This window comes from Mesorhizobium sp. KR2-14, assembly GCF_040049255.1.
Taxonomy (GTDB): Bacteria; Pseudomonadota; Alphaproteobacteria; order Rhizobiales; family Rhizobiaceae; genus Pseudaminobacter.
The window spans coordinates 394,166-417,326 of the sequence record NZ_JBDZDR010000001.1; the positions used below are offsets into that span (position 1 = coordinate 394,166).

19 protein-coding genes are annotated in these 23,161 nt (G+C 64.3%); 10 read left to right on the top strand and 9 right to left on the bottom strand.

Translation table 11 applies throughout. The features are described 5' to 3' along the window. Positions 1-19: 19 nt before the first annotated feature. The 6 genes from ABLE86_RS01850 (at position 20) to ABLE86_RS01875 (ending at position 6,392) form a co-directional block, all read left to right on the top strand. Entirely contained in the window at positions 20-322 is a 303-nt protein-coding gene (locus ABLE86_RS01850; RefSeq protein WP_348777210.1) for a virulence factor, read from the top strand. Beyond that, on the top strand, positions 315-899 hold the full coding sequence (locus ABLE86_RS01855) for a methylenetetrahydrofolate reductase C-terminal domain-containing protein (RefSeq protein ID WP_348777211.1): 585 nt from the start codon (positions 315-317) through the stop codon (positions 897-899). The genes ABLE86_RS01850 and ABLE86_RS01855 overlap by 8 nt, the downstream gene beginning before the upstream one ends. Continuing rightward, on the top strand, positions 896-2,005 hold the full coding sequence (locus ABLE86_RS01860) for a methylenetetrahydrofolate reductase (RefSeq protein WP_348777212.1): 1,110 nt from the start codon (positions 896-898) through the stop codon (positions 2,003-2,005). Before ABLE86_RS01855 ends, ABLE86_RS01860 begins: the two co-directional genes overlap by 4 nt. Before the next feature lie 70 nt (positions 2,006-2,075). Then, entirely contained in the window at positions 2,076-3,053 is a 978-nt protein-coding gene (locus ABLE86_RS01865) for a methyltetrahydrofolate cobalamin methyltransferase (protein WP_348777213.1), read from the top strand. A 282-nt stretch (positions 3,054-3,335) separates the two neighbouring features. Then, positions 3,336-5,402 (top strand): ASKHA domain-containing protein, encoded by a 2,067-nt coding sequence (locus ABLE86_RS01870; RefSeq protein WP_348777214.1) that lies wholly within the window; start codon positions 3,336-3,338, stop codon positions 5,400-5,402. Between the two features lie 102 nt (positions 5,403-5,504). Then, positions 5,505-6,392 (top strand): alpha/beta hydrolase, encoded by an 888-nt coding sequence (locus ABLE86_RS01875; RefSeq protein WP_348777215.1) that lies wholly within the window; start codon positions 5,505-5,507, stop codon positions 6,390-6,392. Positions 6,393-6,448: 56 nt separating this feature from the next. On the opposite strand, the gene ABLE86_RS01880 is transcribed toward ABLE86_RS01875, so the two are convergent. Further along, on the bottom strand, positions 6,449-7,351 hold the full coding sequence (locus ABLE86_RS01880) for a LysR substrate-binding domain-containing protein (protein ID WP_348777216.1): 903 nt from the start codon (positions 7,349-7,351) through the stop codon (positions 6,449-6,451). A gap of 182 nt (positions 7,352-7,533) precedes the next feature. On the opposite strand from ABLE86_RS01880, the gene ABLE86_RS01885 reads away from it, so the two are divergent. The 3 genes from ABLE86_RS01885 (at position 7,534) to ABLE86_RS01895 (ending at position 9,347) form a co-directional block, all read left to right on the top strand. Beyond that, positions 7,534-7,707: a hypothetical protein gene (locus ABLE86_RS01885; protein WP_348777217.1), complete on the top strand. Its 174-nt coding sequence runs from the start codon at positions 7,534-7,536 to the stop codon at positions 7,705-7,707. A 238-nt stretch (positions 7,708-7,945) separates the two neighbouring features. Beyond that, positions 7,946-8,089 (top strand): hypothetical protein, encoded by a 144-nt coding sequence (locus ABLE86_RS01890; protein ID WP_348777218.1) that lies wholly within the window; start codon positions 7,946-7,948, stop codon positions 8,087-8,089. A 241-nt stretch (positions 8,090-8,330) separates the two neighbouring features. Further along, on the top strand, positions 8,331-9,347 hold the full coding sequence (locus tag ABLE86_RS01895) for a GlxA family transcriptional regulator (RefSeq protein WP_348777219.1): 1,017 nt from the start codon (positions 8,331-8,333) through the stop codon (positions 9,345-9,347). Positions 9,348-9,621: 274 nt separating this feature from the next. Here the strand turns inward: ABLE86_RS01895 and ABLE86_RS01900 are convergent, their stop codons facing one another. Continuing rightward, complete coding sequence (locus ABLE86_RS01900; RefSeq protein ID WP_348777220.1) at positions 9,622-12,183, bottom strand: FAD-dependent oxidoreductase; 2,562 nt, start codon at positions 12,181-12,183, stop codon at positions 9,622-9,624. Between the two features lie 240 nt (positions 12,184-12,423). On the opposite strand from ABLE86_RS01900, the gene ABLE86_RS01905 reads away from it, so the two are divergent. After that, positions 12,424-14,166, top strand: a complete 1,743-nt coding sequence (locus ABLE86_RS01905; RefSeq protein WP_348777221.1) for a hypothetical protein — start codon at positions 12,424-12,426, stop codon at positions 14,164-14,166. 10 nt (positions 14,167-14,176) lie between these two features. On the opposite strand, the gene ABLE86_RS01910 is transcribed toward ABLE86_RS01905, so the two are convergent. The 7 genes from ABLE86_RS01910 to ABLE86_RS01940 form a co-directional block, all read right to left on the bottom strand. After that, the gene (locus tag ABLE86_RS01910) at positions 14,177-15,649 is read right to left on the bottom strand and encodes an aspartate aminotransferase family protein (protein WP_348777222.1); all 1,473 of its coding nucleotides are present in this window, start codon (positions 15,647-15,649) and stop codon (positions 14,177-14,179) included. Positions 15,650-15,673: 24 nt separating this feature from the next. After that, on the bottom strand, positions 15,674-16,681 hold the full coding sequence (locus ABLE86_RS01915) for an NAD(P)-dependent oxidoreductase (RefSeq protein ID WP_348777223.1): 1,008 nt from the start codon (positions 16,679-16,681) through the stop codon (positions 15,674-15,676). Next, positions 16,678-17,103 carry an EamA family transporter gene (locus tag ABLE86_RS01920; protein WP_348777224.1) on the bottom strand — a complete coding sequence of 142 codons (426 nt, stop codon included), beginning with the start codon at positions 17,101-17,103 and terminating at the stop codon, positions 16,678-16,680. The genes ABLE86_RS01915 and ABLE86_RS01920 overlap by 4 nt, the downstream gene beginning before the upstream one ends. Before the next feature lie 80 nt (positions 17,104-17,183). Next, on the bottom strand, positions 17,184-18,479 hold the full coding sequence (locus ABLE86_RS01925) for an FAD-binding oxidoreductase (RefSeq protein ID WP_348777719.1): 1,296 nt from the start codon (positions 18,477-18,479) through the stop codon (positions 17,184-17,186). Positions 18,480-18,529: 50 nt separating this feature from the next. Then, positions 18,530-19,969, bottom strand: a complete 1,440-nt coding sequence (locus ABLE86_RS01930) for a UbiA family prenyltransferase (protein WP_348777225.1) — start codon at positions 19,967-19,969, stop codon at positions 18,530-18,532. A gap of 192 nt (positions 19,970-20,161) precedes the next feature. Then, positions 20,162-20,425, bottom strand: coding sequence for a hypothetical protein (locus tag ABLE86_RS01935; protein ID WP_348777226.1), 264 nt, complete (start codon positions 20,423-20,425; stop codon positions 20,162-20,164). Positions 20,426-20,545: 120 nt separating this feature from the next. Further along, on the bottom strand, positions 20,546-22,918 hold the full coding sequence (locus ABLE86_RS01940; RefSeq protein ID WP_348777720.1) for a mechanosensitive ion channel family protein: 2,373 nt from the start codon (positions 22,916-22,918) through the stop codon (positions 20,546-20,548). Positions 22,919-23,161: the final 243 nt, after the last annotated feature.

Sequence of the window (23,161 nt, forward strand, 5' to 3'; positions counted from 1 at the left end):
GCAACAAAGCGAGACCGAAATGGCCGATCTGATCATAGTTTACTGGCGCGACATTCCCGCCCAGGTCATCGTCAAGAAGGGCCGGCAGAATGCCAAGCGCGAGCTGCCGCTGCGCTTCACCGAGGCGATCGACATGTGCGCCATGCGCACCGGCGCCGGCGACACCGACGCCTACCTGGCCGAGTGGCGTAAGGCCGACCCGGTGCCGGTGGGCGACGACCTGGAAGCCGAGGCCGACAAGGCCGCTGCCGCGCTCGACAGCGACTATCCCCGCGAGCGGCTGGTTGCCCTCGTGAAAGCAGGCGGCAAGGAAAATGTCTGACACCAAGCCGATCGTTACCCAGGCCACCCTGGTCAAGAAGGCCGCGCCGAAGAGCGACTACAAGCCGGCCGACGTGTCGCCGCAGCGGCGCGTGCAGCGCAAGTACAGTGTCCGCCTGTGGTCGATCCGCCACTCGCGCCTGCTCGAATGGTTTTACGCCCGTTTCGCGGATGTTTTCCTTCTGCTGCATCCGCTGTGGAAGGGCATCGGCTACGCCCGCGTCGAGGCGCCGGTGAAGTTCGTCGAAAAGCGCGTGAAGGGTTTCATGTTCGACTGCCGCATGTGCGGCCAGTGCGTGCTTTCCTCCACCGGCATGTCCTGCCCGATGAACTGCCCCAAGCAGCTGCGCAATGGCCCCTGCGGCGGCGTGCGCGCCAACGGCAATTGCGAGGTCGAGCCCGACATGCCCTGCGTGTGGGTGAAGGCATGGGAAGGCTCGCGCAACATGGCCAATGGCGACGCCATCCTCAACGTCCAGAAGCCGGTCGACCAGTCGCTGCGCGAAACCTCGGCCTGGCTGCGCGTGACCGCGCAAGCCGCCGCCGCGCGCGAGGCCGCAAACAAGGAACCTGCATGAACATGGCCACGCCGCGTCCTCCCCATCCCGACGAAAACCCGGCCGGCATCGACCTGCCGCTGGACCCGCTGCCCGGCCATTCCTCGCGCGGACGCCTCGAGCGCGTGCTGCGCCGCGGCGAATTTGCCGTCACCACCGAGCTCAACCCGCCCGACAGCGCCAATCCACAGGACGTCTACGAACGCGCGGCGATCTTCGACGGCTGGGTGGACGGCATCAACGCGGTCGACGCCTCGGGCGCCAACTGCCACATGTCGTCTGTGGGCATCTGCGCCCTGCTGACGCGCATGGGCTATGCGCCCATCATGCAGATCGCCTGCCGCGACAAGAACCGCATCGCCATCCAGGGCGACGTTCTGGGCGCGGCTGCCATGGGCGTGGCCAACATCCTCTGCCTCACCGGCGACGGCGTGCAGGCCGGCGACCAGCCCGGCGCCAAGCCGGTGTTCGACCTCGACTCCTCGTCGCTGCTCGAAACCGTCCGCATCATGCGTGACAATGGCAAGTTCCTGTCGGGTCGCAAGCTGACCACGCCGCCGCAGGTCTTCCTCGGCGCCGCCGTCAACCCGTTTGCGCCGCCCTACGATTTCCGCCCGATCCATCTTGCCAAGAAGATCGCCGCTGGCGCGCAGTTCGTGCAGACGCAGTACTGCTTCGACGTGCCGATGTTCCGCAACTTCATGGAACGCGCCCGCGACCTCGGCCTGACCGAGAAGGTCTTCATCCTGTGCGGCGTCGGCCCGCTCGCCTCGGCCAAGACGGCGAAGTGGATCCGCTCCAACGTGCCGGGCATCCACATTCCGGATTCGATCATCAAGCGCCTGGAAGGGGCGCAGGACCAGAAGAAGGAAGGCAAGCAGATCTGCATCGACATGATCAACGAGGTGAAGGAGATCCCCGGCGTCTCCGGCATCCACGTGATGGCCTATCGCCAGGAGGAATATGTCGCCGAGATCGTGCATGAATCGGGCGTGCTCAAGGGCCGCAAGCCCTGGAAGCGCGAGGTCCGCGCCGACGACCAGATGGTCGCCGACAGGCTCGACCACATCCTGCACGACGACGCGACACAGCAGCCTGGACAGCTGGTGGAAAAGGCCGCCCACTGAGCCGCCGGCCGCAATTGAAACGACACTGATAACGATATAAAGAAATCTTTATATCCCAACGGAGAACTTCATGACCCGTACGATCGTCGCCTCGGCGACCAAGGAAATCATCATCGGTTTCGACCAGCCCTTCTGCGTGATCGGCGAGCGCATCAACCCGACCGGCCGCAAGAAGCTTGCCGCTGAGATGATGGCCGGCAACTTCGACACCGTGCGCAAGGACGCGCTGGAGCAGGCGGCGGCGGGCGCCACCATGCTCGACATCAATGCCGGCGTGACCACGGTCGACCCCAACGCGACCGAGCCCGGCCTGCTGGTGCAGACGATCGAGATCGTGCAGGAACTGGTGGATCTGCCGCTGGCGATCGACAGCTCGGTGACGGGCGCCATCGAGGCCGCGCTGAGGGTTGCCAAGGGCCGCCCGCTGGTGAACTCCGTCACCGGCGAGGAAGAGAAGCTCGAGGCCATCCTGCCGCTGATCAAGAAGTACAACGTGCCGGTGGTGGCCATCTCCAACGACGAGACCGGCATCTCCATGGACCCGGACGTCCGCTTCGCGGTCGCCAAGAAGATCGTCGAGCGCGCCGCCGACTACGGCATCCCCGCGCATGACGTGGTGGTCGACCCGCTGGTGATGCCGATCGGCGCGCTGGGCGACGCCGGCCGCCAGGTGTTTGCGCTGCTGCGCCGCCTGCGCGAGGAGCTGAAAGTCAACACCACCTGCGGCCTGTCCAACATCTCCTTCGGCCTGCCCCACCGCCATGGCATCAACTCGGCCTTCATTCCCATGGTGATCGGCGCCGGCATGACCAGCGCCATCATGAACCCCTGCCGCCCGCAGGAAATGGAGGCTGTTCGCGGCGCCAACGTGCTGAACGGCACCGACGAGAACTGCACGACCTGGATCAAGACCTACAAGGACTACAAGCCGGCCGAAGGCGGCCACGCCGCCCCCGCCTCGGCGGCCGTCAGCGCCCCCGGCGATGCCGCCGCCAGCAATGGCGGACGCCGGCGCGGCGGCCGCGAGGCGCGGATGGCACGCGGGTAGTCCAGCCGGAGAACACCGTGGCCCACCACGTCCAGTCATGTCCGTCCGGCGCGTTTGGCCGGATGGGAAGACAAAGGCTTTCAGCCGGGGGCGTTGGCGTCCGGATTTTCCGCTCCGATGGCGGAAGACCCGAGAATTTCGAGTTTGGATCCTGGCCTGCCCGATGGGCGGGCCGTGACCCGTTTCGCAAGACAATCGCTGCGCTAGTGATCGCAAATGTCGTCTCTGCGCGAGCCCGCCCGAAAGTGGCGGATGGATGCGCGGCTGCAAGGAGTGCCTGACATGAACCCTCCCCCCAACATCACCGATCCGTTGGTCCTGTTCATGCCTTCGGGCAAGCGCGGGCATTTCCCTGTCGGCACGCCGGTGCTGGACGCCGCGCGCCAGCTCGGCGTCTATGTCGAGAGCGTGTGCGGCGGGCGCGCCACTTGCGGCCGCTGCCAGATCGAGGTGCAGGAAGGCAATTTCGCCAAGCACAAGATCGTCTCATCCAACGACCACATCTCGCCCAAGGGCCCGAAGGAAGAACGCTACGAGCGCGTGCGCGGCCTGCCCGAGGGGCGGCGCTTGTCCTGCTCGGCCACAGTGCAGGGCGACCTCGTCGTCGACGTGCCGCAGGATACGGTCATCAACGCGCAGGTGGTGCGCAAGGCCGCCGTCGATCGCCACATCGACCGCAACCCGGCAGTCCAGCTCTGCTTCGTGGAAGTCGAACAGCCCGACATGCACAAGCCGCTGGGCGACCTCGACCGGCTGAAGCTGGTGCTTGAAAAGGATTGGGGCTGGAAAGACCTGGCCATCGCGCCGCATCTGATCCCCGAGGTCCAGGGCATCCTGCGCAAGGGCAACTGGGGCGTGACCGCCGCGGTCCACCGCGACTCCCCTTCGTCGCAGCCCTGCATCATCGGCCTGTGGCCGGACCTGAAGAACGAAGCCTACGGCATCGCCTGCGACATCGGCTCCACCACGATTGCCATGCATCTGGTGTCGCTGCTTTCGGGCCGCATCGTCGCCTCGTCGGGCACTTCGAACCCGCAGATCCGCTTCGGCGAGGATCTGATGAGCCGCGTCTCCTACGTGATGATGAACCCGGACGGGCGCGAGGCAATGACCAAGGCCGTGCGCGAGGCGGTCAACTCGCTGATCGGCAAGGTGTGCGAGGAAGGCGGCGTCGACCGCCACGACATCCTCGACGCGGTCTTCGTCGCCAACCCGATCATGCACCACCTGTTCCTGGGCATCGACCCGACCGAACTCGGCCAGGCGCCCTTCGCGCTGGCCGTATCGGGCGCGACGCACTACTGGGCGCATGACATCGATATCGAGCTCAACCGCGGTGGCCGGGTCTATCTGCTGCCATGCATCGCCGGCCATGTCGGCGCTGACGCCGCCGCAGCGGCACTGTCGGAAGGTCCATACCGGCAGGACAAGATGATGCTGCTGGTCGATGTCGGCACCAATGCCGAGATCATCCTGGGCAACAGGGAGCGCGTGGTTGCGGCATCGTCGCCCACCGGCCCGGCCTTCGAAGGCGCGGAAATCTCGTCCGGCCAGCGTGCGGCACCCGGCGCCATCGAGCGCGTGCGCATCGACCCCGAGACGCTGGAGCCGAAATTCCGCATCATCGGCGTCGACAAATGGTCGGACGAGGAAGGTTTCGAGGAAGATGCCAAGGCCACCGGTGTCACCGGCATCTGCGGCTCGGCGATCATCGAGGTGGTGGCCGAGATGTACCTTTCCGGCGTGATCTCGGAGGATGGTGTCATCGACGGCGCGCTTGCCGCCCGCTCGCCGCGCATCTTCCAGAACGGCCGCACCTTCTCCTATCTGCTCCGTGATGGTGAACCGCGCATCTCGGTGACGCAGAACGACATACGCGCCATCCAGCTCGCCAAGGCGGCACTCTATGCCGGCATCAAGCTCTTGATGGAAAAGCAGGGCGTGGAGACGGTCGACATGATCCGCTTTGCGGGCGCGTTCGGCACCTTCATCGATCCGAAATACGCCATGGTGCTGGGCCTGATCCCCGACTGCGACCTAACCGAGGTGAAGGCAGTGGGCAACGCCGCCGGCACCGGCGCGCTGATGGCGCTGCTGAACCGCGACCATCGCCGTGAGATCGAGAAGGAAGTCGGCCGCATCGAGAAGATCGAAACCGCGCTGGAGCCTCATTTCCAACAGCTTTTCATCGACGCGATGGCGATGCCCAACAAGGTGGACCCGTTCCCCAAGCTTTCCGAACAGGTGAAGCTGCCGCCGCGCAAGGTGCTTTCGGACGAGGCGTCCGGTGGCGACGGCGCACCGCGCCGGCGTTCGCGCGAGGACCGCGCCGCAAGGCGCCGGGGCTGAAGCCTCGGCCGGCCGCGCTGGTCTTGACGATCGCGCGGCCGGCCACAAATTCAGAGACTGGGAGGCGACACGTAGCAGCCGGTAGATCCGGGAGTTCGTTGCATGTCCAGTCTCAAGAGTCGCCTGGTCGCCCTCGTCATCAAGCACAGCCGCAAGAAGGCCTTCGCCAGCGCCGAGAACCTCAATCGCTGGATCGCCGATGCCCGAAAGACCGAGCGCCACGAGCCCCCCGCCCGGCTCTACCGGCGCTTCGCCGTGAACCAGAGCGAGGCGCAAGGCTTCCCGGTCTATGAGATAGTGCCTCGCGATGCCGGCCCCCGCCGGCTTCTTTATCTTCACGGCGGCGCCTATTGCTTTGAAATCACCAGCTATCACTGGTTTCTTGCGGCCGAGATGGCCGAGCGCCTCCGCATGCGCGTGACGGTGCCGATCTACCCCATCGCGCCCGAGCACGACATCCACGACATGTATTCGATGGTGCTCGAGGTCTATCGCCGCACGTTGGCCGAGACGGCAGCCAAGGACATCGTCTTCATGGGCGACTCCGCCGGCGGCACGATGGCGGTGGTGATGACGATGATGGGCGCGCGCGAGGGCATGCCCATTCCTGCAAGCCACGTACTGATCTCTCCCGGCCTCGACATGACGCTGACGAACGAGGCCATCTGGCGCATGGCGCCGCAGGACCCGTGGCTCGACATTCCCGGCGGGCTTGAGGCGATCCGCCTCTATGGCGCGGGCATGGACCGCAGCGACTGGCGCATCAGCCCGATCAATGGCGACCTTTCCGTGCTGCCGCCGACGCTGCTGCTGACCGGCACGCGCGACCTGCTGACGCCCGACAACCTCCTCTTCGCCGAAAAAGCGCGCGCGCAGGGCGTTGATCTGGAGCTGCTGGTGGAGCCGGACATGTTCCATGTCTGGCCGCTGATCGACATGCCGGAGGCCCGCCGCGCCCGCGACCGTATCGTGGCCTATCTGAGCGATTAGTCCGGGACCTTGGCGCAGCAGTCGGGGCGCCCCCGACAGTGCGCAGGCTGTAGGCCTCAGAAGAACTTGCCGGTCTCGCGAAACACCTCGAAGGTGGCGCGGATATGATCGGCCACCGCCTGCACCGGTGCTTTGGCCTCCGGCGTCACCACCATCGCCAGGCTGTAGGCACCGATCTCGGGCAAGCCGTCCTTGGCGCCCAGTTCCATCAGTTCGGGACCGATGAAGGAGCGCGGCAGGGGCGCGACCGCAAGATCGGCCAGGATGGCGGCGCGCTGGCCGGCCGTGTGGGCGCTCATATAGGCGATGCGGTAGTTGCGCCCTTCACGCCCGAGCGCCTCGAGCGCACTGGCGCGCCAGGCACAGCCCTCCTCCCACAGCGACACCGGCAGGGGTTCGCGCAGATGCGCGCAACCGCCCTTTGCCGCCGCCCACACGATGGGCTCGGTCATCAGCGTCTCGGCGCCTGGCATGGCGGTCTGGTAGGAGTTGGTCAGAAGCGTGATGTCGAGCGTGCGGTCGTCCATGCGGCGCCACAGGTTCTTGCTCTGGTCGATGATCACATCGACGGCGATCGAGGGATGCGACTGGGCAAAGCGTTTCAAAACATGCGGAAGGATGCGCTCGCCATAATCGTCCGGCGAGCCGAGGCGCACGACGCCGGTGATGTCCGGCACGATGAACTTGGACACTGCCTCGCGATTGATGGACAACATGCGCCGTGCATAGCCAAGCAGGATCTCGCCATCGGTGGTCAACGATACCGAGCGGGCATCGCGCGAGAACACGGTGCGGCCGAGCACGTCTTCCAGCTTCTTGATCTGCATGGAAACGGCAGAAGGCGTGCGGAAGACGGCGTTGGCCGCCGTGGTGAAGCTTCCGGTTTCGGCGATTGCCACGAAGGTGCGCAGCACGTCGAGGTCAAGCACCGGCAGAGGATGATTGAGGGGAGCGGTCACGGCCTACTCTTTCAATTTTTCTGATCCGAATAATCACTTCATTTCGTTTGATTGAACATGAGAACGGTAGCACAGTCAACACCGTGAAGATGGTACCGGGACAAAAGCACCACCCGGTCCAAGCATTGAACAGTCGGCGCCGGATGCCGGAGTTCCGCCACCACAATCGAGAGGAGTACGTCATGTCTATCCTTGCGAGGATCGGCAATATCGCCGCGCGTTACTCGAAGGTTCGCTCGCGCTATCTGACCGAGCGCACGGTCCGCTCGCTGCCGTTCGAAATCCAGAAGGACATCGGCTGGCCGGACGTTATGACGAAGTGCCTGCCACACGGATGCCAGGCAGGAGGCAGGTGATCTTGCGGACCGCTATGCCTGCCGGGCGCGAGCAATCAAATCCGGCAGGCGCTTGCCGCCCCGATGTTCGGCTTCCGAGCGTAAGCGCGTCACCCGCCGTGTCGCATTCGCGTCCAGAGACTTCGCATTCCCTGCCGAACAGGCGCCTGAAAGGGACTATATCGAAGCCAACCAACGGCCTGCCCCACTCCAACGCGCGAAGGCACCCCGTGTAGCCCTCTTTGCATGGACACGCGTCATGAAGCTCTTTTCCCGCCTTTTCGGCGGCAGCCGCCGCGAGATCAACCTGACCACTGCGCTTGAGCGCCAGCGCCTGAACAAGACCATGCCCGGACAGTCCGGTGCCGTTGCCGGCGCTCGCCTCGGCATTCTGGTTCGCTAGGGACCAAAGCCGCTTCCAGCCGGGGCGAATTTTCCCCGGCTTCCCCCGCCCTGCGCTCTGCAAGTGGCGGCCATTTCTCACTTCCGGGGGCGGTGGTCACTCGTCGCCACTTCGGCGCAAAATCCGGCGAACAGGCCGATGTCGCAAATTTAGATTTGCGCCTTTTTGTCACCCCATTGACATGCAAGGCTTTTCCTGATGTCGCTTTGCTGATCGCGACATGTTGTTCGCGGATTTGGGAATGCGTGAGGAATCCTTGAACGTCGTAAAGCATCCGATCAAAAGATCGCTTGTATTTTTTCTTATACCTGATTTCACCATGGTCGCTTTTGCGACGGCACTAGATCCCCTACGCATTGCAAACCGCATGCTGGGCTACGAAGCCTATCGCTGGCGACTGGCCAGCCTGGACGGCAAGCCGGTGCGCGCTTCCAACGGCGTGGAGTGCTCGGTAAACACCTCGCTGGAGGACGAGCGCCGCAAGATGGCCGGCTCTGACCGCCCGTCCATGGCGGTGGTGTGCACCGGCATGAACGTCGAGAAGTACCACAACAAGTCGGTCTTTGCCTGGCTGCGGGAGGAATACAATCGCGGCGTCGCCATTGGCGGCCTGTGTACCGGCGCCTATGTGCTGGCCGCGGCCGGCCTGCTGTCGAACAAGCGCTGCGCGATCCACTGGGAAAACCTGCCCGGCTTCCAGGAAGCCTTCCCCAAGGCCAATGTCTTTGCCGACCTGTTCGAGGTTGACCAGAACATCTACACCTGCGCCGGCGGCACCGCCGCCCTCGACATGATGCTGAAGCTGATTGGCGAGGATTTCGACGAAAGCCTCGTCAACCGTGTCTGCGAGCAGGTGCTGACCGACCGCGTGCGCAGCCCCACCGACCGCCAGCGTCTGCCGCTGCGCGCGCGTCTGGGCGTGCAGAACTCGAAGGTGCTGACCATCATCGAGCTGATGGAGGCGAACCTTTCGGAACCGCTGTCGCTGATCGAGATCGCCGACCATGTCGGCCTCTCGCGCCGGCAGATCGAGCGCCTGTTCCGCACCGAAATGGGGCGCTCGCCGGCGCGCTACTATCTGGAAATCCGCCTCGACCGCGCCCGGCACCTGCTGATCCAGTCGTCGATGCCGGTGGTGGAGGTGGCGGTCGCCTGCGGCTTCGTCTCGGCCTCGCACTTCTCCAAATGCTACCGCGAGCTCTACGCCCGCTCGCCGCAGCAAGAGCGCGTCGACCGCAAGCAGCTCATGGCTGCCTGAGACGAAAGCTCTCCGCACGAAACAACAAAGGCCCGGAAAATCCGGGCCTTTTGTCGTTCGAAGGGCTGGGCAAACGCATATGGGGCGACTTACCCCCACTCCGCCTCGCTTCGCTCGGCACCTCTCCCCCTCAAAAGGGGAGAGGAAGGGTGCCAAGCTCACGGACGGCGTTTCCTCTCCCCGAGCGGGGGAGAGGTGGTTTGCGAAGCAAACCGGAGTGGGGGTCGAATTCTATATGTCATCGCCCTCTCCGCGGAGGGAGGGGCGATCATGCTCAGCTGCGCGGCTTGAGGTTCTCCGGGTCGTAGAGCGGCTTGTAGCCGATGGCGACCACTTCAACCGGATAGGTCTCACCGAAATATTCGACCGTGAGCTTCCGGCCCTCCTGGCAATAGGCCCAAGGCAGGTAGGCCAGAGCGATGTTCTTGCCTATGGTCGGGCCGTAGGCGACCGAGGTCGTGTAGGAGCGGCGGCCGAGCTCGTCGACCAGCGTCTCGCCCGTTTCCGGGTCCATCACAGGCATGATGCCGACCGGGTAGCGGGCAACGCCCTTGGAGTCGACGTTGTCGGTCATGACCAAAGTGCAGAGCATGGCCGGCTGGTTCGCGCGGGCCTTGTATTCCAGATGCTTGGCCTTGCCGCGGAAGTCGGCCTCCTTGACCTTCGGGCGAGCCAGATCGGCCTCGATGAGATTGTACTCGGTCAAAAGATCCGCGTTCTGCAGGCGCAGGCACTTCTCCATGCGGCGGCTGTTGGCGTAGGTCTCCACACCGAAGGCCATCACGCCGGTCGACCGCAGCGCGTCCCAGACGGCCAGGCCATCCTCGTAGCGCATGTGCAGCTCCCAGCCCTGCTCGCCGACATAGGAGATGCGGAAGGCAGTGACGTCCTTGCCGCCGATCCTGATCGGCTTGATGGCGGCAAAGGGGAAGTTCTCCTGCGTCAGGCCTTCCGGGTCTTCCACGACCTTCTGCAGCGTGGCCCGCGCGTTCGGACCCCAGATGCCGACGGTGACATATTTCTCGGTCACGTCGGTGATGGTGACGTCGAATCCCTTGTCCTCAGCCACGCGGCGCATGTAGTTGAAATCGCGCGGTCCGGCATCGGCGCCGTCGATCACGCGGCAGCGGTCGGCCATGCGGATCACGGTCAGGTCGGCGCGCACCATGCCCTCGTCATCGAGGAAGTGGGTGTAGATGCCCTTGCCGATATTGGCATCGCCACCGATCTTGGCCGCGCACACCCATTCCATCAGGGCGACGTGATCCGGGCCTTCGACGTCGTACATCGCGAAATGCGAGAGGTTCACGATGCCGCAATCCTCGCTCATGGCGAGATGCTCGGCATTGGAGACGCGCCAGAAATGGCGGTTGTCCCACTCGTTCTCGCGCACCGGCACGCAGTCGCCATACTTCTCCAGCAGATGCTCGTTGGCAGCATAGCCGTGAGCACGCTCCCAGCCGCCAAGCTCCATGAAGTAGCCGCCAAGCTCCTTTTCGCGCTCGTAGAAGGGCGAGCGGCGCACGCTGCGGCCGTTGAGATAGGGCTCGCGCGGATGCACGGCCGGATTGTAGATTTTCTGCGCCGATTCCGTGCAGCGCCCGGCGATGTAGTCTTCCTGCGTCTGGTGGGGATAGAAGCGCGAATAGTCTATTCTTGAATGGTCGATGGCCGTGCGGCCGTCTGTCATCCAGTCGGCGATGAGCTTGCCCATGCCGGGGCCGTCCTTGACCCAGATGGCGACGGCGTACCAGAGCCCCCGAACCTTCTGGCTTTCGCCGATAGACGGGCCGCCATCGGTGGTCACCTGCAGCAGGCCGTTGAAGGAATGGCCTTCATTGTAGCCAAGCTCGCCAAGGATCGGCGTCAGTTCGATGGCCCGCTCCAGCGGCTCGAGGATCTGCTCCATCTCGAGGTCGCGCTGCGAGGGCGACAGACGGGCTTCGTGCTTCTCCAGAAGGTCGCGCGGGTGGCAAAGGCGCGGATTGGTTTCCTCGTAATAACCCCATTCGATCTGCCCGCCTTCGGCAGTCTTGGGGTCGCCGGTGTCGCGCATATAGGCCGAGTTGCCCTGGTCGCGCAGCAGCGGCCAGCCGATCTCCTTGCCGGTGCCTTCGAACTCGTTGTAGGGGCCGAAGAAGGTGAGCGGATGGTCGACCGGCATGACCGGCAAGTCCTCGCCCGCCATCTCGGCGATCAAGCGGCCCCAGAGGCCGGCGCAGACCACCACATGGTCGGCCATGATGGTGCCGCGGTCGGTCACCACGCCCTTGATGCGGCCGTTCTCGATGACGAGCGATTTGGCTGGCGTGTTGGCGAAGGCCTGCAGCTTTCCGGCGGCCACACCCTGGTCGACCAGCTTGCCGGCAACCGTCTGCGAGCGCGGGATGACCAGACCGGCATCGGGGTCCCACAGGCCACCCTGCACCATGTGCTCTTCGATCAGCGGGAACTTTTCCTTGATCTCGGCAGGCTCGATCAGGCGGGCGCGCGTGCCGAACGCCTTGCCCGAAGCGACCTTGCGCTTGATCTCGTCCATGCGGCCGTCATCGCCGACGCGAGCGACTTCAAGGCCGCCGATGCGTGCATAATGCCCCATCTTCTCGAAGAACTCGATGGAGTAAAGCGACGTCCAGCACGACAGGAAGTCATGGCTGGTCGCGTAACAGAAGTCGGAGGCGTGCGCCGTCGAGCCGATATCGGTCGGGATGCCGGACTTGTCGATGCCGACGATATCGTCCCATCCGCGCTCGATCAGGTGATGGGCGACCGATGCGCCCACAATGCCGCCCAACCCGATGATGACGACTCTCGCTTTTTCCGGAAAACCTGACATTACCCGCGACTCCAAAGTGGTATTGCGGCCGGACTATAAGGCAATGCCGCGCCACCATTGCAGCCTGTTTGCGACACGCCGCAAAAGCAGCGCGACTTATCCGGAACTTGCTTGCGACAGTCCGCACAGCAACAGCCTATCCCGTCGGTAGACGGCTTGTTAACCACGCGCGGCAACAATGCAGCCGCCGCCGTGCGGCTTGTCCACGGCGGGCTGGTTTCGGGTGGGAAGAGCGGGCGCATGGCGACAATCACGGAACAGGCGCGAAAGGCTTCGCGCGGATCGGTCATCGGCTCGCCGCTCGGACTGCTTGCGGCGATGGCAGTGGTGCTTGCAGGCTTGCTCCTGCTCCCAATCACCGTGCCCATCGGCCCGATGTATTGGGACGTCTTCATCTACTTCGACGCGGCCAACCGCATCTTCGACGGCCAGGTGCCCAGCAACGACTTCTTCACGCCCGTCGGCCCGCTCGGCTACTACGTCTTTGCCGGCGCGGCGTGGCTGTTTCCCAACGCCCAGCCGGCGCTGCTGGCGCACTGGTGCTGGCTGATCGTCACCGCCCCGCTGATGGCGCTGGTGGTGCAACAGGTCGACCAGCGATCGCGCGGCACCGCCTTTGCGCTGTTGGTGCCGTTCCTGGTGTTCGCGGTGCTACCTTTCAACACGCGCGACTTCTATCCCTATCCGGGCTCGGACGGCTTCGGCATCTACAACCGGCAGGCCAGCCAACTGCTCTACGTCCTTGCCGCGGCCCTGATCTTCGTGCGCAACCAGCGCGTTCTTGCTCTGGTCGTGACGCTGGCGATGCTCGCGCTATTCTTCGGCAAGATCACCGGCGCGGTGGCGGGCGGTCTGCTCTGCGCCTTCGCCTTCCTGACGGGCCGCATCTCGCTGCGCCATGCCCTTGCCTCCGCTCTCGGCTTTCTCGCCGTGCTGGCGATCATCGAGTTCGCAACAGGCCTGGTCTCGAACTACGTCGCCGACATTCTGGCGCTTGTGGCCATGAACGAGAGCACGCTGGCGCCGCGCTTCGTGCAATCGGCTTCGCTCAATTTCGGCGTGGCGATGACCGGACTCCTGCTCGCCACCGTGGTGCTTTACGCCGAGCGGCAGCGTCTGGCGTCCGCAGTCGCGGGCATTCGGCAGGAATGCAGCGCCCGAGCGGTCGCCAAGCTGCTCGACAACGACGCGTTCTGGCTCGTCGCCGTGCTCTTCGCCGGCATTTTCTTCGAGACACAGAACACCGGAAGCCAGGCGATGATCCTGGTATGGCCGGCCGTGCTGGCCGTTCTGCTCAAGGCGGGGCGCATGTTCGCCACGCCGAAGATCCTGATCGCCACCATGGCGCTCGCCGGCGCATGCGTGCTGCCGCCTCTGGTCAACACCGTGGAGCGCGCCGCACGCACCTATGGCGGCGCGGCGAAGAACGTCGAGCTGCCGCACGGGCACCTCAAGACCCTCGGCGCCGTAAGCGCGCGGCCGGAAGTCATGCAGCGGGCAATGAGGATGCTGCCCTTCCTGGCCGAGCATCGTGAGCCGTTCGACCGCTTTGTCGGGATGGGTGAATTACCGGCCCCACTGCTCTATTCGGATTTCGACTTCCAGATCGGGCATCTTGTGAGCACCGACCGCGCCGTGGGCAGCCTGCTCGACCTGGAACAGCAGGCGGGCATTCGCTTCGAAACGATCATGAACCTCAACTTCGTCAACCCTTATCCGTGGCTGATGGACCGCAGCGCGCCGATGCATCTGGCCATCGGCGCTGATCCCTACCGCGCGGTGCCCGAAACCGGCTCGCAGGAGCTGGAAGCAGTACGAAACGTCGACATCGCGCTGCTGCCGACCTGCCCGCTGACGACTGCCAATGCGCGGCTTCTGGAGCTTTATGGCGAAGGCCTGAAGGATCACACGCGCATCCGGCTGGACGACTGCAACGACGCCTTCGTCCACCCGCGCCTGGCGGGGGAGCTGCCGGCTCGTTAGGACGCGACCCTTAAGTGACCTGGCTTTTGACGAAATCCTTCACGATGGCGACGATGCCGCGCGACAGGAGGTCGTCCAGCGAATCCACCAGCCTGTCTACATGCTCGCGCTGGCAGATGAGCGGCGGCAGCAGGCGCACGACATTGCGGTTGTATTCGGTGAAGGCAACCAGCACGTCGTAATCGCGCAGCAGCAGCGCGCCGACGAAGCCTGACAGCGAGCCCTTCAGCTTGTCGTCGAGCATGCCGACGACCGGCCGCAGCACCATCGGCAAGGTCTGCGAAAAATCCTGGAACTCCAGGCCGATCATGAAACCCTTGCCGCGGACTTCCTTGATGATCTTCGGATATTTGTCCTGCAGCGCCTGCAGGCGCTGGAGCAGGTAATCGCCGGTGACGGCGGCGTTCTCGATCAGCCCCTCATCATAGAGCACGTTCAGCGTTTCGATGGCGGTGATGGACGCCTCGCCGATGCCACCGAAGGTAGCGGCGGCATGGATCATGGCGGTCTTCGGCGTGCCATAGGCCTTCATGTAGACCTCGCGGCGCGCGATCATCGCGGCCATGGCCGACTTGCCGCCGCCGAGCGACTTGGCGACTGCGGTGATGTCCGGCACGACGCCGTAGTGCTCGAAGGCATAGAAGCGGCCCGAACGGCCGACGCCGCACTGCACCTCGTCGGCCACCCACAGCACGCCATACTGGTCGCACAGCGCGCGCAGCTTCTGCCAAAACTCGGCGGGCGCCTGCACGATGCCGCCGCCGCCCTGGATCGTCTCCAGCACGATCACGCCAATCTCGGGATCAGACCTGAACGCCCGCTCGACCGCCTCGATGTCGCCGAAGGGCACGCGGACCGTGTTGTCCGTCACCTTGAATTCGGCGCGATAGAGCTGGCCGTCGGTGATGGAGAGCACGCCCTTGGTCTTTCCGTGGAACGAATTTTCCGCGTAGACGATCTTCGGCCGCTTGGGCCCGGCGACGCGCTCGGCGAGCTTGATTGCCGCCTCCATGGCCTCGGAACCTGAGGAGCCGAGGAAGACCATGTCGAGGTCGCCCGGCGAGATCTGCGCCAGATTGTGCGCAAGGGCCGCCGCATATTGCGACATGAAGGCAATGGCGATCTCGTGCCGGTTTTCTTCCTGGAACTTCGTCCGCTCGGCCAGGATGCGCGGATGGTTGTGGCCCAGCGCCAGCGAGCCGAAGCCGCCGAAGAAGTCGAGGATCTTCCGGCCGTTGGCGTCGATGTAGTACATGCCCTCGGCGCGCTCGATCTTCACCTTGTGGAAGCCCAGCAGCTTCATGAAATGCAGCTGTCCGGGGTTGAGATGCGCCTTGAACAGGTCGGTCATGCGCGCGACGTCCATCGCCTTGGCCTGGTCCACGGTGATGAGATCCGGCTTGGCGATGCTCGCAGGCGACAGCGCCGGCGCGGCGACCTGGCTCAGGCTGTCATCGGCATTCGGCTTGGTCATGACGTTCATCTCAACTCTCCCCCTTCGGCCGGATCACTCGGCCGCGACGCTGGCTGCGGCGACGGCGTTGCCGTCCTTCCTGGCGCGATATTCCTTGTAGGCGGCGATAAGCATGTCCTCATCGCGATACTGCGGCACCCAGCCCAGTTCCCGCCCGCCCTTGGAGACGTCGAGCACGCATTCCTCGTCGGCGATGAGATACTGCTCCGGGTCCATGATCGGCATGTTGATCAGGTCGAGCAGGTCGAGCGTGCGCTTCACCGCCCAGCCGGGCGTCGGCAGCAATATCGACTTCGATCCGGCCGAGCGGATGAGATCGCCAAGGAGCTTGCGCACCGGCGGCGGGTTGAGCGAACCCAGATTGTAGGCCTCGTTGGGCACCCCCGCCTTCCACGCAAGCCGGGCGGCCTCCGCGCAGTCGAACACCGAAATGAACTGATACGGGTTGCGGCCCGACCCGATCATCGGCACCGGCAGGTTCCAGTCGATCAGCTTGAACAGCTTTTCGAGGATACCGAGACGTCCGGGGCCGATGATGAGGCGTGGGCGGAACAGCGAGATGTTCATGCCGCGCTTGCGCCATTCGGCGGCAAGTTCCTCAGTCTTCAGCTTGGAAAGGCCATATTCGCCAAGCGGCTCAACCGGATGCTCCTCGGTCATCGGAAAGGTCTTGGTATGGCCGTAGATCATGTCGGTGGTGTAGTGGACCAGGTTTGGCGCGCCAGCCTTGTCCATCGCGAGGATGATGTTTTCGGTGCCGTGATAGTTCACCGGCCAGAAAAACTCGTGGCGCTTGGCGCGCACCTGGATGGGCGACAGCATCTTGGCCGACAAATTGTAGACCATGTCGTCGGCCTTGAGGCCGAGCCCGGCCACGGCCACGGAATCGGTCACGTCGCAATGCACGAAGCGGACGTTGCGGTAATGCGGCAGGTCGCTCTTCACGATGTCAGCGACGATCACCTCCTGCCCGTCCGCCAGAAGCTTCGGTGCGAGATGGCGGCCGACAAAGCCGTCGCCGCCGAAGATCACATGTCTCATTGCGCAAGCTCACTTGTTTGAACGGGGTTGGTCGACGCGACCTCGGCACTGCCGCGACCGCTCTGGGCGATCAGCACCGTGCCGACGCAGATGAAGGCGATGCCGGCGATGCGCCAGGCGTTGAGGTCTTCGCGGAAGACAAAATAGGCGAACACCGCCACGGCCACATAGGCGAGGCTAAGGAAGGGATAGGCGAAGGACAGCTCCACCTTGGAGAGCACATAAAGATGCGAGGCCATCGAGATGACGAAGGTGAGCAGCCCGACAAACACCCACGGGCTGAAGACGATCTGCAGCATCTTCAGCAGCGGGTTGGTGCCCTCGAAGGAAATCGGCCCGAGCGTCATCATGCCCTGCTTCAGCATGAGCTGGGCAGCGGCGTTGGTCATGACTGTGAAGAGGATGAATGCGATGTATTTCATATCACAACCCTAGGACGCAAGCCGAAAAGACTTCGTGAAACATTTGCTTCAACTTTAACGAATCCCAGTTCCCGCCTTTCTCATTCGGCCGCCTGTTGACGACCCCAACCGCCAAGCGCCAGAGCCGTGCGCGTCCAGAAACCCGAAACGAAGGCAGGGTCGCGCAGCACCTCGAGCCGCCGCCAGTCCGGAAACGAAGCTTCGAAAGTGGCCGCCCCCATGCGCGCATCCTTGTAAGGGTTGACCGCGCCGCCGGCCGCGACCGTGATGGCATCGAGGCGGTCGAGCAGGGCAAGCGTCGCAGGACCCCTGTTGGGAAAGTCCAGCGTCAGCGTGTAGCCGGGTCGCGGGAACGACAGCAGGCCCGGCGAGCGCTGCGCGCCGAATCGTTTCAGCACGGTAAGGAACGACCCCTGCCCGGCATCCTGCGCAGCCGCAAGCAGGTTCGGGATGGCCTGCCGCGCGGTCTCTTCCGGAATGACGCTCTGGTGCTGGAAAAGCCCTTTTGGGCCATAGAGCCGGTTCCAGTTCCGCACCCCGTCGAGCGGGAAGAAGAAGCTTCGATAGGGCGCCCTGCGCGGATCGGCGGCCCTGCCCTTGCCCCAGCGATAAGCCGCGTTGAAGACTTTCAGGAAAGGCCGGTTGAGCACATTGACCGGCGGTTGGAACGGCACTCCCAGCCGGGCGCCGGAAGCACCCGCCGCCCGCGCACCGTGCTCGGCATGATTGCCGGTCAGCAACAGACCGCGCCCAGTGGCGCTGCCGCCGGCAAGCTGGTCGATCCAGGCAACCGCATATTCGTTGGCGCCATCCGCAGCTTCGGCGAGGTCGAAATATTCAGCTAGGTCACGAAACCGCGTCACCTGCTCGATGACGTTCAGCGACGGCACGGGCATCAGGCGGACGCTCGCCGACAGGATAAGGCCGGTCAGCCCCATGCCGCCGATAGTCGCTGCAAACAGGCGAGGGTTCTCGGAGGCAGAGCATTTGTAACTGCGGCCGTCCGAACGCAGCAGCGTGAAGGATACGACATGGCAGCCGAAGGTGCCCCGACGATGATGGTTCTTGCCATGCACGTCATTGGCGATCGCGCCGCCCAGCGTCACGAATTGCGTGCCCGGCGCCACTGCAGGGAAAAAGCCGTGCGGTGCGGCATGGGCGATGATGTCGGAAAGCAGCACGCCGGCCTCGGCCTCCAAGACGCCGCTTGCGGCATCGAAGGAGAGGATGCGGTTCATGCCGCGCATATCGACCAGGCTGCCGGCAGGGTTCTGGCAGGTGTCGCCATAGGAGCGGCCATTGCCATAGGCGAGAAGGGAGCCTGGCGCTGCGACGCCTGCACGCTTCAGCAGTGCGACGGCCTCTCCCGCCGGCATCGCGCGCGGCGTTGCCGGGTTGGTGCGGCCAAAGCTGGCGTAATTGCCCGTCACGGCACCAGCACCGCTGCCAGCAGCATTGCAGCCCCCGCTGCCACCATGATTTGGCTGCGCCAGTCGCGGATGATGAACACGACCGGGTCCTCATCCATTTCGCCGCGCCGCGCCAGGATCCAGACCCGCATGGTCAGGTACAGCACAACCGGGGCCAGCGGCCACACCATCCAGGGATGGGAGTAGAGCTCGCGCACCGCCGCGCTGTCGATATAAAGGGCGAGCACCAGCGTGGCCGAGAAAGCGGCGGCCATTCCGGCCTGGGCGATTACTTCCTGGTCTTCCACCCGGTAGCCCCTGCCGGCGATACGCTCGCCCGGCACAAGCTCGGTGGATCGCAACTCGACATAGCGCTTCACCAACGCCAGCGACAGGAAGAAGAAGATGGAGAAGGCCAGCAACCAGAAAGAGACGTCGACGCCCGTGGCTGCCGCGCCCGCCAGGATGCGCACGGTGTAGAGCCAGGCCAGCGTCAGCACGTCGATCAGCAGCATGCGCTTGACGGCCAGCGAGTAGGCCGTGGTGGCGACGAAATAGCCGGCCAGCACGGCGCCAAATTCCCAGGGCAGAAACAGCGCCGCCGCCACGCTTATGGCCAGCAGCACCGCCACCGATGCCATTCCAAACGGAATCGAAAGAACGCCGCTGGCGAAGGGCCGGTTACGTTTGGTGGGATGCCGCCTGTCGAGCGCAAGGTCGAAGAAGTCGTTGACGATGTAGATGGCAGACGCCATCGCGCTGAAGGAGATGAAGGCCAGAAGGCAGGCGGCGAGCATGCCGGGCTGGAAATAATCATGCGCCAGCACCATCGGCACGACGATCAACGTATTCTTCAGCCACTGATGCGCCCGCAGCATCTTGAGCACGGTGCGCAGGCTGGCGCGGGGCGCGGCAATCAGGTCGCCGCCATGCGCCGCCTGCCAGCGCGCGGCACGCCGGTCGGGTGCCACCACCAAAGCGTGGCGGGCGGCGTCGAACACCTTGAGGTCGTGACGGCTGTTTCCCGCATAGTCGAAACCGCCGTCGCCGTAGGCTGCCACCAGCGTCGCGCGCTTGCGCCCGGAGGTCAGGTTCTCCGACCCTTCCGTTGCGAACACGCTCTCGAACAGGCCGAGATGCGCTGCCACCGCTTCCGCGAACTTTCGTGGCGAACCGGTGGCCAGGACGATCCTGCGGCCCGCGGCGCGTTCCCCGCGCAGGCGCTCGATCAGCTCTTCGCGGTAGGGCAGCGAGGCGGCGTCGATGTCGATGCGCGCTGCAATAGCCTGCTTCAGCGCGGCCGGACCGCGCAGCAGCCACAGCGGCACCATGAACACCAGCAGTGGGTTCTTGCGCAGAAGAACGAACAAGCTTTCCCAGAGCAGATCGCCGGCAATCAGCGTGCCGTCGAGATCGACGGCCAGCGGTATCGCATCGTGATGAGATCGCGTGTCCATGGCTGCCCCGCGCTGCCTGTTGGAGGCCGAAACCAAATTCGGCGGCCAGGCGGGATATAGCTTTGGTGGCGCTAGGGAAGGTTAAACGGGGCTGCGGACGACTGCGCTTTTCATTCGCATCGTTAAGAGTCCGCTACCGGAAAAACGAAAGGCCGGGCAAACCCGGCCTTGTGGACATATGCATCCGAAGGGCTACCTGATGCGGGCGACGCCGCCCGAAATTTCGATGGTCTCGGCTCCGGTAAGGGCTTCGCGGTCGCCATTGGGCAAGGTGACGAAGCAGCCATTGAAGCAGAAATCGACAGTTTCGCCGGCGCCGATCGCCAATTCGGACTTGCTGCCGCCTTCGGTGACGACAATCGTGCGCGGCTCCTGGTCTCTGTTGAGAGCGCTTGCACCGAAGGCAACGCCCCCCGCGCCGACGACGGTCAAGGCTGCAAGGATAATAGTCCTCATTGCGATCATCGGTGTCGCCACCGCCTCTGTTGGGTCGCAGGGCTTATCGCCCTTTGCCGCGATCTTATAAGGGTTCCAATCTGAACGGCAACTGAATGACACGTTCATGCCACAATTTGATCACGCCGGATCCGGTTTCCTGCGCCTGCTTGCGGGTTGCTTTTGCTTGGCCGCGGCCTTGGCGCTGAGCTGTTCCAGGTACTCGGCCTCCGCCTTTTCGTCGTCCACGGGCCATTCGGTGAGTTGCGGGATCGCCTTCATCGTGACCTCGCGGCGCACGAAGGGAATCTGGATGTTCTCCTTCTCGAAGGCCTCAAGAATTGCGAAGCGGATCTCATTCTGCACGATCGAACCGTTGCCGATGTCCGACAGGAACATGCGCATCTCGAAGTTGAGCGAGGACTCGCCGAAGGCTGCAAACAGCACGAATGGCTCGGGGTTCTTCAGCACCAGCGGATGGCTGCGCGCGATATCGAGCAGGACCTCGTGCACCCGCTTGACGTCCGAGCCGTAGGCAACGCCGACCGGGATCTCGATGCGCCCGAGCTTGTTGCGATGCGTCCAGTTGCCGACCGCGCCGTTGATCAGCTCGGAGTTGGGCAGGATCACGGTCTGGCGCTGGAAGGTCTCGATCTCGGTGGCGCGCACGCTGATCTTCTTGACCGTGCCCGACACCGCACCTGCAACGATCCAGTCACCGGCCTTGAAGGGACGCTCGGCCAGCAGGATCAGCCCCGAGACGAAATTCGACACCACGTTCTGCAGGCCGAAACCGATACCGAGCGAGAGACCGCCAGCGACCAGCGCCAGGCTGGACAGGTCGATGCCCGCAGACGAGATGCCGATCAGCGCCGCCAGCGCTATGCCGGCATAGCCGATCACGGTGCGGATGGAGTTGCGCACGCCGGCATCCACCTTGCCGCGCGCCATGACGGAGCCGTCGAGCCAGCCCTGGAACCAGCGGGTGATGAAATAGCCGAGCACGAAGACGACGGCGCCCGTGACGAGCGCAAGCGGCGAGAACGAGAACGTGCCGATCCGAAAGCCGGTGGCCAGCTTGCTGAGCCATGCCGCCATGTCTGCGGGCTTGAAGCCCCACTGCAGCAACACCAGCGGCAGGAACACCATGACGATGAGTATGTTGATCGCCGCACTGACGACTAGGCCGAGTTGGTCCAGCGTCGTCTCTTCCATGTCGAAGCGGGACTTGAGCCAGCCGCCAATCGGTGTCTCGGCGAAGCTGCCTTCTTCCGAAATGGCGCGCGAAGAGAGGAAGCCGATATAGGCGGTGGCAAGCATCGCGCCGGTGATCACGATCTGCTGCGATACGAATTGCGCCAGGCTGACATAGCCGAGCAACGCCGAGACGATGGTGGCAATGCCGATGCCGTACAGAAAATAACGCAGCGCGGCCGGCCAGGGGCGGGATGCGCCGTTTTCGTCGGCAAAGGGCCTGACAACGCCAATCAGCACCAGAAGCACGCCAACGACGAGCGACGCGATCAGGCTTTTGACAATGGTCACCGAAAGCGGCGAACTCAGCGTTTCGCTGACCAGCCCCATGAAATAGTCGAGGCCGACGACCACGGCCGTTGCAGTGATCAGCCAGACCAGCAGGCGCGCCGCGCGCGACTCGATCGGGATCAGCCGCCAGTTCGACATGTCCGGCGAGAGCGCGGCATGGCTCAGCCGATTGACGAAAAAGGCGACGAACAGCACGAAGAACACGCCGCCGATGAGAAGGCCGATGTCGCCGCGCAGCACGTTGAAATAGTTGTAGAGCGCCACGGTTCCGGCCAGGAACACGCCCATCGCCAGCGTCGGCAGCAGGGTCGACCAGAACGCGACCGAAAGCCGGCTGAGATAGGACGGTGCTTCCAGCACCGGGTCGCGGTTGATCAGCCTGCCGAACAGGCGCCTGCCGCCGAATTGCAGCACCGCGGCCGCAAGCAGCGCGAAGAAGGTCGCCGCCACCACGGCGCGATACTTGAACTGCACCACGAAACGCAGCCACGAGGAAACCGAATTGTAGAGGCGGGAAAACTCCCACTGCACGGCATGGCCAACCTCGCCGTCGAGGGCGCTGCTCAGTTCGTAGCGCTTGGTCAGCATGTTGGTGAACAGGTCGCGGCGCAGCCCGGCAACCTTGTTGAGCTGTCCGTTGACACGAACCGACAAATCCTCGGCCTTGCCGAGCACCACGTTGATCTCGGCCTTTTCGGTCGTCAGCGCGCGGCGCTCATTGGCCACCATTTCCGGTTCGGGCGGCTGGCCTTCGGCCGGCGCGCTGCCCAGCTGGCCGATGCGCGAGTTGATTTCGGTCAGGCGCGGGCGGAAGGCGACGCCGCTTTCCAGCAGCGACTTGTCGACCGCTTCGAGCTGACTGCGGATTTCCACCAGCGCGGCATCGTCGCCGCTCTTTGCCTCGATCCTCTTGTCGAGCGCGTCGACCTGCTTGGTTAGATCTTCGATCTTCTGGCGCTGTTCGGCCACCACGCCGGCGGATGGCGACGCGACCGGTGCGTGCGCTGCCGGCGCGGTGGGCCCGACTGCCGGCTGCGAGGAGGCAGGCGCCTCGGGCGCCGGCTGCTGCGCATGAGCAACGAGCCCGTTGCTGCCGACAAGGGCAACCAGGACAAACAACGCGGCAAGCCGCTTGAGGATCGGGAGGCGAAGCTGACGATTCAAAGGGGTCACAAACGGTTTCTCGATGGGCACCAGTGATAAAGACGGCTG